Below are 15,019 nucleotides of genomic sequence, written 5' to 3'. Positions count from 1 at the left end.
GCGACCCGGGGTTGTAGACGGCGATGACCAGATCGGCTTCGACTGCATGGCGCAATCTCGCCTCGATCACCTCCCACGGCTTGAGCCTGTCGGACAGCGAGATGACCGCGAAGTCGTGCCCGAGTGGGGCCCCGGTGACCGCCGCGACGGCTGTCGCAGCGGTCACCCCGGGTAGGACCCTCACCGATACGTCGGTCCACCGCGGTTGTGCCGCCGCCTCGGCGACCGCCGCAGCCATGGCGAAGACGCCGGGATCGCCGGAGGACACCACGACCACGCGGGCGCCGCGTGCCGCGAGATCGAGCGCGAACTCCGCACGCTCGGCCTCGACGCGATTGTCGCTGGCGTGCACCCGTTGGCCAGGTCGCGCTGCGATGCGAGCGAGATACGTGCGGTAGCCGACAAGGTCTGTCGCAGCTGCCAATTCGGCACGAACCTGTGGTGTCGTCTGCGCTGGTGCGCCGGGTCCGAGTCCGACGACGACAACCTCGCCTGCACGTGACTGCGTCTGCTCGAATCGTGGATTGTTGCGTCGTCCCGGCACGACGATCATCGAGAAGTAGGGAACCTGTTCCGGATCGACCTCGGCGAGGGGCAGGACTCGCTGGGCGGGAGTCGACGCTCGCTCCACATACCAGGCCTCGTCTATTCGGTCGGCGCGTTCGAGAGCGGCTCGCACCGTCGAGAACGTCCTACCGAGCTTGAGGACGGCAATGGCCTCGGCGCCGGAGAACACCGCGGCCAGCTCGTCGAGCGGGAGCGTTCCCGGAACCACCGTGAGCGTCTCCTCGCCTTCGACGAGCGGGATTCCCAACGCGGCCGACGCACCACTGACCGACGTGACGCCGGGCACGATCTCGACGTCGAATTCGTCGGCAAGCCGCTTGTGCATGTGCATGTACGAGCTGAAGAAGAGGGGATCGCCCTCCGCCAACAAACACACGTCGCGTCCCGCACGCAGGTGATCGGCGAGTGTCTGGGCGCTGGCCGCATAGAAGTCGTCGAGCGCGCCGCGGTAGCCGCCGGGATGATCGGTCGTTTCGACCGTGACCGGATACATCAGCCGTTCTTCGATCTGGTCGCCACGCAGATACGGCTCGGCAACCCCTCGTGCGATGCTGTTGCCGTGCCGCGCGCTGTGGTAGGCCACGACATCTGCCGCTCCGATGACCCTGGCTGCCTTGACGGTCACGAGTTCGCTGTCTCCGGGACCGAGGCCGACGCCCCACAGCTTTCCCGTGCGCGCAACGGATTCCGCGGTCAACCGGTCATTGGTGCCCATCGTCATTCCTCGGCGCTGGCGAGCGCGTTGACAGCCGCGGCCACGATGGCCGACCCACCCCGCCTGCCGACGACAGTGATGAACTCGAGGTCGTTTCGGTCGGCGAGGACCGCGCAGGACTCGGCGGCTCCGATGAAGCCGACGGGCGCACCGACGATGGCGGCGGGACGTGCCGCACCTGCGTCGATCATGTCCAGGAGCGCGAACAGGGCTGTCGGTGCGTTGCCTATCGCGACGACCGCACCGTCGAGATGCGGTCGCCAGAACTCCAGTGCCGCAGCCGTTCGTGTCGTCGACATCTCCTTCGCCAGCTGCGGCAATCCGGGTTCGGTGAGATAGCACAGCACGTCGTTGTCCGCGGGGAGACGCCGGCGGGTGATTCCGCTCGCGACCATCGTTGCGTCACAGAGGATCGGCGCACCTGTCGACAACGCCGAGCGCGCGGCATCCACGACACCGTCGGTCGCCACGACATCGCGGGTCAGGTCGGTCTCGCCGCAGGCATGGATCATCCGCACGACCACGCCCGCGACGTCGGGGTTGAATCCGGACAGGTCCGCTTCGGCGCGGATGGTTGCGAAGGACTGCCGATAGATTTCAGCGGCGTCGCGAAGATAGTCGACCATGGTGCCCCAAGCTTATCGGGACGGCCCGGTCCTACCGTAGATCGGTTGCCTTCCCGTACGACGAGATAAGGTGACCCGCGTGACAGCGTCAACGCTCTACATCTTCCCGCACGCCGGCGGCTCGGCCGGCTTCTACGTACCGTTCGCCCGCTCGTTCACGTCCGACGTGAAACGGGTCGCGGTGCAATACCCCGGCAAGAAGGGGAGCCAGGATCTCGCGTCGTTCCGTGGAATCCCCGATCTGGCGCAGACCGTGGTCGCCAAACTGCCGCCTGCAGAGCCCGACACGGGCCTGGCCCTGTTCGGCCACAGCATGGGCGCACTCGTGGCGTTCGAGACCGCCCGTCTTCTCGAGGAAGCCGGCCGTACCGTCGAGGCACTCTTCGTGTCGGCATGTGCGGCACCGGGACGCAGTGGCTACGACTACATCCCCGAGTCCGATCGTGGTCTTCTCGACGCGGTCTCGGAGATGACGGGAGTCGATCCGGCACTTCTCGACAGCGAGGAGTTCCAGTCCCGGATCCTGCCGACGCTACGAGGGTTCAAGGCAATCACCGCGTACGAGTGCCCGCCCGACGCGACCATCTCGTGTCCGATTCATGCCTATTACGCCGACGACGACGAGGTCGCCACAGCCGAAAAGGTCCGACCGTGGGCCGAGCGCACCTCGGCACAGTTCACGATGCGCGAATTCAGTGGGCACCACTTCTATCTCACGGATCATCTTCCCGAATTGGTTTCGGACATCGAAGACAAACTCTTCCAAGCGGTCCACTAGAAAACTCACAGTCGAATTCATGGTCATTCGACCAGAATTCGCTCAGCAGCAGGTCAGCGGTGGGACACCTTTGGTCGCGCTCCACCGCGCGCACGAATGTTCCAGCGGCACACGCGGTTGAGTTGAAAAATGCAACTCGAAATCACGTGTTGCTGAGGTGGCCAGACCGAACATCGGGTGCTACCGTCATTCACACGCAAACCGAGTCGGCGCTGACGTCGGCCGGGACTGCACAGCAGCTGGGGGGCAGCTCCGTTTCAGCGACCATGGTCGTCGTCGGGGCTCGTCGCATATTCTCTGTCGGGGGGAAAGCGAAATTGCTACGTGGATGTCACGACATCGGTGGACCTCACCGGATCGCACAAACCAAAACTTTCAGATCAGACCATTCCGTCTCTTCTCCGCGCACGCGCCACTGCGCACCCTGACCGCACCGCTTTCAGCTTCATCGACTACGACGTCGATGCGGCAGGGTACGAAGAATCGCTGACGTTCGGCGAGCTGTACGACCGTGTCAGGGTCGTCGCCGCAGAACTTCTCAGCCACGGCGCAGCGGGCGACCGTGCGGCAATCCTCGCACCACAAAGTCTCGACTACATCGTGGCCTTCCTGGGTGCGATGGAAGCCGGATTCATCGTTGTCCCACTGTCGGTCCCGATGTTCGGCGCGCATCACGACGAGCGCATCAGTTCGGCTCTCGCCGACTGCACGCCGTCGGTCATCTTCGCGACCACCGCTGTTGTCGACGACGTGCTGCCGTACGCCCAAGAAATGTCGGGCGTCACCCCGGCGGTCGTCGAGGTCGACGCACTCGACTACGACTCACCGGTGGCCGACTATCCGGATACAGTGCGGCGCAACAGAACTGCTGTTCTGCAGTACACGTCGGGCTCGACGAGCGCACCGCGCGGTGTCATGGTCTCCCATCAGAACGTCGTCACCAATCTCGATCAACTCATCACCGACATGTTCGCCCACCACGGTGGATGGCCCGACCCCGACACCGTGCTGGTGTCCTGGCTGCCCTTCTATCACGACATGGGACTGCTGCTCGGAATCTGCGGCGGTGTGCTGTCCGGTCGCAGAACAGTCGACATGAGCCCGATGGCCTTCCTGCAGAAGCCATCTCGCTGGATCACCACGATGGCGTCGTACGGCAAGACGTTCACGTCAGCGCCGAACTTCGCCTACGAACTCGCGGCACGACGTACCACCGACGACGACCTCGGCGGTCGCGATCTGTCGCAGGTCACCGCGTTTATGTGCGGTGCCGAACGAGTGCACGCCAGTACGATCCGACGTTTCGTCGACCGTTTCGAGCGAGACCGGCTGCCCGAGAACATCGTTCGACCCGCCTACGGCCTCGCCGAGGCTACTCTCTACGTGGCCGCATTGACGCCGGGTCGCACAGCCGAAGGCGTCGGCTTCGACTTCGAGAAGTTGGCGTCCGGCTGGGCTCGTAGGAGCGCGGCAGGCCAGGACGGGTCGGAGTTGATGAGTCACGGACCCGAACGGTCGGTCACGTTCCGTATCGTCGATCCCGAGACCTGCCAGGAGAATCCTGCCGACAAGGTCGGGGAGATCTGGGTTCACGGCGACAACGTGCCTGCGGGCTACTGGCGTAATCCCGAACTGACCGACAAGGTCTTCGGTGGCTGGATCGCGGATCCCGCGCCGACGACGCCCTCTGGGCCATGGTTGCGCACAGGAGATCTCGGAGTCCTGTCGGAGGGCGATCTGTTCATCACGGGTCGCATCAAGGATCTGCTCATCATTGACGGCCGCAATCACTACCCGGACGACATCGAGGGCACGGTCACCGAGCTCACGCGTGGACGCGTCGCGGCGGTGTCGGTCGATCGTGGCGCAGGCGAACAACTCGTCGTCGTCGCCGAGATCAAAGATCGCGGTCAATCGATCGATTTCGGTGAATTGCGCGGTCAGATCACCTCGGCGGTGACCAATCGTCACGGCGTTCGAGTCGCCGACATCGTGTTCGTCGCACCTGGATCGATTCCCATCACGACCAGTGGAAAAACCCGGAGATCGGCGGCCGGCGACCACTATCGGGACGGCGCGTTCGTTCGATTGGACTCCGCGCAGTGACGGAGCCTCGAGAAGAGGCGGACCTGCGGGCATGGCTGATCGATCGCTTCATCGGCATCGGGTGCGAGCCCGGTGACATCGATGTCGACGCGGCCTTCAACGATCTCGGGATCGGATCCCGCGATGCCGTCGTGTTGTCCGGAGAGCTGACCGAACTGGTCGGCAGGCAGGTCTCACCCGTCGATTTCTGGGAACATCCCACCATCTCCACACTTGTTGCATTCCTCACCGATCCAGGTGCAGCGCAGCAGGATCAGCGGGAGCACGTCGAGGTTCACGAGGGCGGCGACGACGCGGTGGCCGTCGTCGGTATCGGCTGCCGCTTCCCCGGCGACGTCTGCGGTCCTGACGACTACTGGTCGTTTCTGCTCGGCTCGGGCAATGGTGTCACCACCGTCTCCGCGGACCGCTGGGCTCGATTCGACGACGGACGCCCCCAAACCGCTGCAGCCCTCGAGCGCACGACACGCTGGGGCGGATACCTGTCCGGGGTGGACGAATTCGACGCCGAGTACTTCGACATCTCGCCGAGCGAAGCCGACAAGATGGACCCGCAGCAACGGTTGCTGCTCGAGGTGACACAGGAAGCGCTGGACAACGCGGGTATTCCGGCCTCGTCGCTTCGCCACTCCCAGACGGGCGTTTTCGCCGGCTCATGCGCGGCCGAGTACGGGTACCTGGCGACCAGCGACCTCAGCGAGGTCGACGCGTGGTCGGGCACCGGTGGGGCACTGTCGATCATCTCCAATCGCCTGTCCTACCACTACGATCTGCGTGGTCCGTCCGTGACGATCGACACTGCCTGTTCGTCGTCGCTCGTCGCCATCCACCTCGCATGTCAGAGTCTGCGTTCCGGTGAATCGACGCTCGCTCTCGCCGCGGGGGTCAATGTCATGCTTTCGCCGGCCATCACCAGGAGTTTCGACCGCGCCGATGCCATGTCGCAAAGCGGGCAATGTCACTCCTTCGACGCGGCCGCGGATGGCTACGTACGCGGTGAGGGAGCAGGTGTCGTCATCCTCAAGCGACTGGCGGACGCTGCTCGCGACGGAGACAGGGTGATCGCCGTGGTTCGAGGGTCGGCGGTCAACCAGGACGGGCATTCGAACGGCCTCATGGCCCCCAATCCGGCGGCCCAGATGGCTGTCCTGCGAAGTGCCTATGCCGCGGCAGGATTGACGCCACGCGACGTCGACTATGTCGAGGCGCATGGCACCGGGACGCTGCTCGGCGACCCCATCGAGGCTCGGGCGCTCGGCACCGTACTCGGGCGTGGGCGTCCCGCCGACGATCCGCTGCTGGTGGGCGCGGTGAAATCGAATATCGGCCATCTCGAGGCCGCAGCAGGCGTTGCCGGGTTCATCAAGGCGGCACTCGCCGTCGAGCGCGGTGTGATTCCGGCGAATCTGGGCTTCGCGCAACCCAATCCGCACATCAACACCGACAGCCTCCGACTTCGTGTCGTCGCCGACCACACCGAGTGGCCGCAGCGTGATCGCGCGCGCCGTGCGGGAGTGTCATCGTTCGGTTTCGGCGGCACCAACGCGCACGTCGTTCTCGAGCAGGCGCCGCGAGGACCACAGCCGTTGCCCGACCCCGCCCGGAGCCCGGTGACGACACTGACCATCACGGGCAAGTCGGCCGATCGTGTCCGCACAGAAGCCCGCTCGTTGGCGGAATGGATGGAGCATTCCGGACAAGGCGTCGCGCTCGCCGACATCGCGCACACGCTCGACCACCACCGGACACGACACAGCACCTGTGCGACGGTCACCGCCGTCGATCACGGACAGGCAGTCGCCGGTCTCCGTGCGCTCGCCGCCGGCGAGCGAGCACCGGGAGTCGTCGACGTGCACGACGGTCGCTGCAGACCCGGTGTGGTGTTCGTGTATTCCGGCCAGGGAAGCCAGTGGGCGGGGATGGCGCGCTCACTGCTGGCGACCGAGCCCCACTTCGCCGCAGCTGTCTCTGACATCGAACCCGACTTCGTTGCGCAGGTTGGGTTTTCGCTGATCGATGTCATCCGTTCCGGCGAGCCGGTCGTGGGAATCGACAGAATCCAGCCCGTGCTGACCGGGTTGCAACTTGCGTTGACGCGTCTCTGGGCTGCTTACGGCGTGGTGCCGGACGCCGTGATCGGTCATTCGATGGGCGAGGCCGCTGCCGCGGTCGTTTCTGGCGCGCTGACAGTTGCCGACGGCTTGAAGGTCATCGCGACACGTTCCCGGCTGATGGCCGCGCTGTCGGGGCAGGGCGCCATGGCACTCGTGGAGCTCGATGCCCTCACGGCCGGTGAACTCATCGTCGATCACCCCGACGTCACCGTCGCCGTCCACGCATCGCCGCGACAGACGGTGATCGCCGGGCCCCCTGACCAGGTGGATGCGGTGATCACGGAGGTCTCGTCGCGTGATCGACTCGCGCGACGTATCGAGGTCGACGTGGCATCACACCATCCGATCATCGATCCCGTATTGCCCGACCTGCGAATCGAACTCGCCGACCTCTCACCCCGGCGCCCGAACATTCCGTTCATCTCCACCACGCAGCCGCAGGGTGACCCTGGATTCGACGCCGAATACTGGTGCGCGAATCTTCGTAACCCTGTGCACTTCTCCGAGGCCGTCACGGCCGCGGGCGCCGATCACGGTGTGTTCGTCGAGATCAGTCCGCACCCGATCTTGACGTATGCCATCGACGACACGCTCAGCGACGTCCATCATCACGCGGTCGCGACGCTCCACCGTGACCAGGACGACGCCCTCACGTTCCATACCAATCTGAGCGCGGCCCGGCCGACGGCACCCGCGGTGGTCCCGCACGCACCGGAACCGCACGTGGTGTTGCCACCGACCGTCTGGCACCATGCGTCCCACTGGATCGACCTCCCTGAGCGGTCACCGTCGAGCGGTCTGGCTCCCGCAGAAGGGACGCTGCTCGGCGAGCGCATCGAGGTTGCCGACGCCACTGGCACCTGTTTGTGGCGCGCGCGACTGACCCCGGAGACCAAGCCGTATCCGGGCTCGCACGTTCTCCACGGACTCGAGGTCGTCCCGGTCTCGGTGCTCATCGCCACACTGGCCTCCGCAGCTCGCGACGCAGGTATCGCACAGCTGGGTGATCTGGCGTTCGCCTATCCCATCGCCGTCGACCGCCCACGGGTGATTCACGTTGTCGTCGTGGGCGACTCGCTGTCGATCTCGTCGAGCACTGGAGCCGAGGGCGCCCGCTGGGTACGACATGCCACCGCGCGCGCGATCCATCGTCCCCCCACGCCGCACACCGAGGCCCTCAACGGTCTGGTTCCCGACGCCGCGGCAACGACACGGTCCACCGCCGAACTACTTCGAGATTGGGGGGTGACCGGCCAACCGTTCCCGTGGTCGTTCACCTCGCTGGCGCGCTCGTCCACGCGCATGCGTGCGGAGGTTTCGCTGCCGACGCCGTCGGTGCACGCCGTACTCGACGCCGCGGCGCATGTGGCGCGACTCGTCGACGACTCGACACGCGATCTCATGGTTCCGGCCGCGCTCGACTCGGTGTGGCTCGCAGAGCACTGCTCGGCGCGGGTGGCATCGGTGGATGTCCGCCGCAACATCGAGTCCAGCGGCGACCTCGTCGTCGACATCAGCGCCACTGCGGCCGAAGGCCCTGTGCTGGAGATCCGTGGCCTGCGATTCAGCTCGGTCGACTCGACCGCTGGGGCGGCCGCCGACGCAGCCGGATCCACCGCGGTGGGCCCTGCTGCACCACCGTCGTCGATGGTGCACGTCCTGCGCTGGTCTGCCCCTGATGGCGACAATCCACCTCTGAACGTGCGACCAGTCGGCAGGGTCGCCCTCGTCGGCGACGCCGCACTCGCCGCTGCCCTCGGTGAGCGACTCCACTCGGTCGGCGACGGTCTGACGGTTGGTCCGGTCGACGGCGCCGACGACGTGATCTACCTGGCGCCCACCGCGAGCGGCGATCACACCTCTGCGGCCGTAGGAGCGGCTGCCGAGGTGACGGAGCTCATCGGCCGCCTGGTACAGGCAGGTCGGGCCGCCCGGCTGTGGGTGATCACCAGCGGCGTGCGCTCACCGCGCACGCGGGACTCGCTCCCGCAGAGCGCATTGTGGGGTCTGGCCACGGTCATCGCCGAAGAGCAGCCGGAACACTGGGGTGGCCTCATCGATCTACCCGCCGGCGTGACGCCGGCCGCGGTCGCCGAGCAGATCGCTGCTCGTCTTGCTGCGCCGTTGCGTTCGATCAGTGCCCTGGTGGACGACGAATGGCTGGTTCCGACACCGGTTCTCGTCGACGCCGCGCCGGTACGCCAGACGCTGCGGTGTCGGCCCGACGCCGCGTATCTGGTGACGGGCGGATTCGGTGCACTGGGTCTCGTGATCGCCGACTGGCTCGCGGGTCTGGGAGCCCGTCGGATCATCCTCGCCGGCCGCCACGCACTACCTCCGCGACGCGAGTGGGACTCCGCCGATCTCGACACCCGTGTGCGCCACCGGATCGAGTGCATTCGAGCTCTCGAATCGCGTGGGGTGGCAGTTGAGCCGACTGCCCTCGACGTGTCCGACGCCGATGCCGTGCGTGGGCTTCTCGGGCGGCGCGATGACGCGGGGTGTCCGCCGGTCGCGGGCGTCGTCCACGCGGCCGGTGTCACCGAGAACCATCTCGTGACGGATACCGACGCAGTCGCACTGCATACCGTGATGCAACCCAAGATCGGTGGTGCGCAGGCACTGTCAGACGTCTTCGCGAACTCCGAACTCGATTTCTTCCACGTCACCGGCAGTGCCGGGGCGCTCTTCGGCATTCCCGGTCAGGGCGGCTACGCAGCGGCCAACGCCTACCTGGACGCACTGGCCCGGTTCGATCACGCTGCGGGACGCCACACCCTGAGCATCGACTGGGTCGCCTGGCAGGACCTCGGGTTCGCCACCGACGCGCGGATCGTCGTCGCCGAACTCGAGCGGTTCGGGTCGCGACCGGTGCGTGCGGAGGAGGCATTCGCGGCCTGGGAGTACATCGCGCGTCTCGACGTCGCACAGGCGGTCGTGCTGCCTCGTATCGACGCGATTCCGGTCGCCGAGAACCACGACGACACTCCTTCGGCGTCGTGGGAACAGATGAGTCGTACCGAGATGATGAGCACTCTGGAGAACGGATTGCGCGCCATCCTCGCCCACGAGCTGCGGATCCCCGAGGCCGATCTCGAATCCGACATCCCGTTCGCCGAGCTCGGACTCAATTCGGTGATGGCGATGTCGATCCGTCGTGATGCAGAAAAGCTCGCAGGTGTCGAGTTGTCGGCGACGATGCTCTGGAATCACCCGACGATCGCGGCGCTCGCCACCCATCTGGCCGACAAGATCGCACCGCCGACCGATGTCGAGGACAGTCTCGAGAGTGAGACGGATGGCTTGTTGGACAGCCTGTTCGACGACGTCGAATCGTCGTCGCTTCCAGCGGAGCCGGGTCTATGAGCGTCGCACACGGCTTCGACGACGAACGCCTCACCGAATGGCTGATCGATCACCTCGTCGCGATCACGGGTTCCGCGCGTCACGAGGTCGATCCCGAGGCGTCGATGGCCGATCTCGGTGTGGGCTCGCGTGATTCGGTCGTGCTGTCGGGTGAACTGTCCGAACTACTCCGCCGACAGGTCTCGCCCGTCGAGTTCTGGGAGCACCCCACCATCAATTCGCTCGTCGCCTATCTGCTGCACGACGAACCGATCGAGCTGACCGAACAGGTACAGACCGGCGGTGGACTCGACGAACCGATCGCCGTCGTCGGAATGAGCTGTCGCTTCCCGGGCGGCGTCAACGGAACCGAGGAGTACTGGGAATTCCTCTCCGCGGGACGTGACGCCGTGACGACCGTGCCGGCGGAACGCTGGGAGCGATTCGACGACGGCACCCCAGCGGTTCGTGCCGCACTCGGTGCCACCACACGCCACGGCTCGTTCCTCGACGACATCGAGGGTTTCGACGCCGAGTTCTTCGAGATCACCGCGCGCGAGGCGACCAAGATGGATCCGCAGCAGCGTCTTCTTCTCGAGATCGCTTGGGAGGCACTGGAGAATTCGGGCATCGCACCCGGGACGCTGAAGCGGTCACCGACGGGCGTGTTCGTCGGCGCATGCGTGAGCGAGTACGGATTCCTCGCATCGACCGACCTTCCCGGGGTCGACGCCTGGAACAATCTGGGCGGCGCGCTGAGCATCATCGCCAATCGCCTGTCCTACTTCCTGGATCTGCGTGGTCCCTCGCTGACCGTCGACACCGCATGTTCGTCATCACTGGTCGCCATTCACCTCGCCTGCCAGAGTCTTCGGTTGGGTGACTGCAACGTCGCGCTCGCCGCGGGTGTCAACGTGCTCCTGTCGCCCGCGGTGTTCCACGGGTTCGACCAGTCGGCCGCGTTGTCGGCTTCTGGTGCCTGCCACGCCTTCGACGCAGATGCTGATGGTTTCGTGCGTGGAGAGGGCTGCGGGGTCGTCGTACTCAAGCGCATGAGTGACGCGCTGCGCGACGGCGACAGAGTGCTCGCTGTCGTCCGCGGGTCGGCGGTGAACCAGGACGGTCATTCCAACGGACTGTTCGCGCCCAATCCCGCGGCCCAGATGGAAGTACTGCGGACGGCGTACGCCAATGCAGGCGTGGGTGCGCACGAGGTCGACTATGTCGAAACACACGGCACCGGAACACTTCTCGGCGACCCAATCGAGGCGCGTGCGCTCGGGACGGTCCTCGGGCGCGGCAGGCCGAGTGACGAGCCGTTGCTTCTCGGAGCAGTGAAGACCAATCTCGGTCACCTCGAGGCCGCCGCGGGCATAGCAGGTTTCATCAAGAGCGTCCTCGCCATCCAACGCGGCACCATCCCCGCCAACCTGCACTATCGGAATCCGAATCCGCACATCCCCTTCGGACAACTGCGGCTGCGTGTCGTCGACTCCGCGATTCCGTGGCCCTCGGCGCCCCGGCCACGCCGGGCGGGGGTCTCCTCCTTCGGATTCGGTGGCACGAACGCCCACGTCGTCCTCGAGCAGGCTCCTGCCGTTCGCCGACCGCCGGCCGACGAGTCGACACCGTCATCTGCGGTCGCGACACTCGTTGTTTCGGGTAAGAGCACCTCTCGCGTCGCGGCACAGGCGGCAATGCTGGCCGAGTGGCTGCAGGGCTCGGGAGCGGGAATACCCCTTCCCGATGTGGCGCACACACTCAATCATCATCGGGCTGCGCTTCCGGTCTTCGGCACCGTCACCTCCCGCGATCGAGCCGGGGCGATCTCCGGGCTGCAGGCGCTAGCCGCGGGGCAACGCACTGCGGGCGTCACGCTTCCCGATTCTGCTGTCGCGGGGATGGGCACCGTGTTCGTGTACTCGGGACAGGGTTCGCAGTGGTCGGGCATGGCTAGGTCGTTGCTCGACGACGAACCGTCATTCGCCACGGCGGTCGACGAGATTGACGCCGATTTCGTTCCGCAGGTCGGATTCTCGTTGCGCGACACCATCGTCGAGCAACGGGCACTGCGCGGTGACGCCGAGGTGCAACCCGTGCTCATGGGACTACAGCTGGCGCTGACGCGTCTGTGGGCTGCCTACGGTGTGCACCCCGATGCCGTGATCGGCCAGTCGATGGGGGAGGTGACCGCAGCCGTCGTCTCGGGTGCGCTGACGGTCGCGGAAGGGCTGCGGATCATCGCGGTGCGTTCCACATTGATGTCGCGTCTGGGAGGCGAAGGCGCAGTGGCACTGCTCCGCGTTCCCGCAGACGACGTCGAGTCACTGATCACAGCACACCACGGCGTCGAGATCTCGGGACGACTCGCGCCCCGACAGACGGTCATCGCCGGACCGGTCGACGCAGTCGACGCCATCGTTGCCGAGGTGGCGGCGGCGGGGGGCTTCGCACGGCGCGTCAACATGGAGGTCGCCTCGCACACCGCTCTGATGGACCCCATTCTCGACGAGTTGCATTCAGAGCTCGACGAGCTGAGGCCTCGACGGCCGCGCATCGACTTCTTCTCGACCGTTGTCCGCGACGCAATACCGACGCTGGATTCCGCCTACTGGGTGGCCAATGTCCGGCGTCCGGTGATACTCGACGCCGCGGTCGTCGCGGCGTCCGGCGACAACACGACGTTCGTGGAGATCAGTCCACACCCCACATTGACCCAGGCCATAGCAGAAGTACTGGAGGCCGCGGAGGGCCGATACAACGTGCTCGCCACACTCGTGCGTGACGGCGACGACACGATCTCCTTCCACACGGCGGTCAACTCGGCCTGCACGTCGCGTCCGCCGACGACCCCGCATCCCCCGGAGCCGCATCCGGTGCTGCCGCCGACACCCTGGCAGCATGTCGACTACTGGATGCCCGTGCCGTCACCGACCACCGGCGCCGGTTCCGGCGCCGTCGCCGAGGTGTCGGGACCGCTGGATACGTCGATCCCGGCGGAGTGGCTCCACGAGCTCACCTGGCCGGCGGCCCCGCTGCCGCCCGCGGAGTCCTCGTCGGATACGCGCTGGGTGGTGATCGGCCACGACGTCGGGACGGCGCTGGCGCACCGCTTGGGTTCCGACCGGGTAACGGTGATCGATGAGAGTGCGACGGCGACCGCCGATGTCGCCGGCCTACTCGGCGACGTCGACCGCGTCCTCTACGCCCCCGCACCACCGGCGTCGGGGGAGTTGTTCGCCGCTGCACCCGGTTACCGGTTGTTCGACACGGCGCGACGGCTGGTCACGCAGATCGCCGCCGCCGGATCACCAGCGCGAGTGCAGCTGCTGACACGCAACGGACAGCCCGTCGATGAGGGCGATCGCGGCTCGGCCGCACATGCTGTGCTGTGGGGCCTTGGACGCTCACTCGCATTGGAACACCCTGAGATCTGGGGAGGAATCGTCGATGTCGACGAGTCGGTGCCGGCGGCGGTCGCCGCGGGTTACGTCCTGACCGAAGCCACATCCGGCGACCACGAGGACCAGGTCGTCTACCGGGCAGGGGTGCGCAGAGTGCCCCGGCTCGTCGCGCGGGGGCCGCGCGTACGTCCGGCAGATGACCGACTCTCCGACGTGGGTGCTCACCTCGTGGTGGGCGCGACAGGGAACATCGGCCCACACCTGATCCGCCAGCTCGCCGACATGGGCGCGCGGACGATCATCGCGGTATCGCGTGACCCGGGAAACCGCCTCGCAGGCTTGACCGCCGAGCTAGCCGCACGCGGTACTGCGGTGGTCCCCGTAGCGGCGGATTCTGCGGATCCGACCGCGATGAGCGCGCTGTTCGCTCGATTCGGTGACGATCTCCCGCCACTCGAGGGTGTCTATCTCGCGGCATTCGGCGGTGGACCGGTGACGTTGACCGACATGTCCGACGCCGACGTCGCTGCCATGTTCCGGCCCAAGCTCGACGCCCTGGAGACACTGCACCAGCTGACGTTGTCGACGCCGGTCGAGCGTTTCGTGGTGTTCTCCTCGATCTCCGGCCTGACCGGCTCCCGCTGGTTGTCTCACTACGCCGCGACGACGACGTTCCTGGACACCTTCGCGTACGCGCGTCGCGCGGCCGGTCTACCCGCGACAACCGTCAACTGGGGACTGTGGAAGTCGCTCGACGACGCGCAGGGCGACGTCGAACGTCAGGTCACCCGGGAATCCGGGCTCATCCCCATGGACGACGCCACCGCGATTCGAGCACTGGCATCGATCTCTGCTCCCGGCAGCCCCGTGCGCTCGACAGTCGTGGCCGCGGATTGGTCGACCCTCGCCGCGGCGTACCGGACCAGGGCCGCCGTGCGGATTCTCGACGAGTTGCTGGACGACGAGGTGCAGTCGTCAGATGGGCAGTCTCGGTTGCGATCCGAACTCGCTGCCGCGGACGCCTCGGCCCGGCTCGGGATTCTGACCGATCACGTGGCCTCGCTCGTCGCCACCGTGATGGGCCTCTCGTCGCCCCGTGAACTCGACCCGACAACTGGGTTCTTCCAGTTCGGAATGGATTCGTTGATGACGGTGACGCTTCAGCGAGCGCTGAGCGATTCGCTCGGCGAGACGCTGCCGACCTCGGTGGTGTTCGACTATCCGACCGTCGAATCGTTGACCGGGTACCTCGCGGCGACCCTGCCCGAGATGGTGGAGGCCACCGAGACCGGGCCCGACGACGAATTCGACGATCTCTCCGAAGACGAACTGTTGCAAGCACTTTCTGAAAGGTTGGGTTGATC

Annotated in this window: 6 protein-coding genes; 4 read left to right on the top strand and 2 right to left on the bottom strand. The window is 66.2% G+C overall.

The annotated features are described in order from the left end of the window. The coding region (locus GOOTI_RS02935; protein WP_174299111.1) for a precorrin-2 C(20)-methyltransferase at positions 1–1,282 on the bottom strand (1,282 nt) is incomplete at its 3' end. A 2-nt stretch (positions 1,283–1,284) separates the two neighbouring features. After that, positions 1,285–1,908, bottom strand: a complete 624-nt coding sequence (locus tag GOOTI_RS02930; protein ID WP_007237066.1) for a precorrin-8X methylmutase — start codon at positions 1,906–1,908, stop codon at positions 1,285–1,287. A 79-nt stretch (positions 1,909–1,987) separates the two neighbouring features. On the opposite strand from GOOTI_RS02930, the gene GOOTI_RS02925 reads away from it, so the two are divergent. The 4 genes from GOOTI_RS02925 (at position 1,988) to GOOTI_RS02910 (ending at position 15,017) form a co-directional block, all read left to right on the top strand. Continuing rightward, positions 1,988–2,686, top strand: a complete 699-nt coding sequence (locus GOOTI_RS02925) for a thioesterase II family protein (protein ID WP_051997846.1) — start codon at positions 1,988–1,990, stop codon at positions 2,684–2,686. A 342-nt stretch (positions 2,687–3,028) separates the two neighbouring features. Continuing rightward, the gene (locus GOOTI_RS02920; RefSeq protein ID WP_007237064.1) at positions 3,029–4,792 is read left to right on the top strand and encodes a fatty-acid--AMP ligase; all 1,764 of its coding nucleotides are present in this window, start codon (positions 3,029–3,031) and stop codon (positions 4,790–4,792) included. After that, positions 4,789–10,272, top strand: a complete 5,484-nt coding sequence (locus GOOTI_RS02915) for a type I polyketide synthase (RefSeq protein ID WP_007237063.1) — start codon at positions 4,789–4,791, stop codon at positions 10,270–10,272. Before GOOTI_RS02920 ends, GOOTI_RS02915 begins: the two co-directional genes overlap by 4 nt. Then, positions 10,269–15,017, top strand: coding sequence for an SDR family NAD(P)-dependent oxidoreductase (locus GOOTI_RS02910; RefSeq protein ID WP_007237062.1), 4,749 nt, complete (start codon positions 10,269–10,271; stop codon positions 15,015–15,017). The genes GOOTI_RS02915 and GOOTI_RS02910 overlap by 4 nt, the downstream gene beginning before the upstream one ends. Positions 15,018–15,019: the final 2 nt, after the last annotated feature.

Source organism: Gordonia otitidis NBRC 100426, from assembly GCF_000248075.1.
Lineage (GTDB): Bacteria > Actinomycetota > Actinomycetes > Mycobacteriales > Mycobacteriaceae > Gordonia > Gordonia otitidis.
This window is presented reverse-complemented; position numbering and strand designations above follow the sequence as displayed.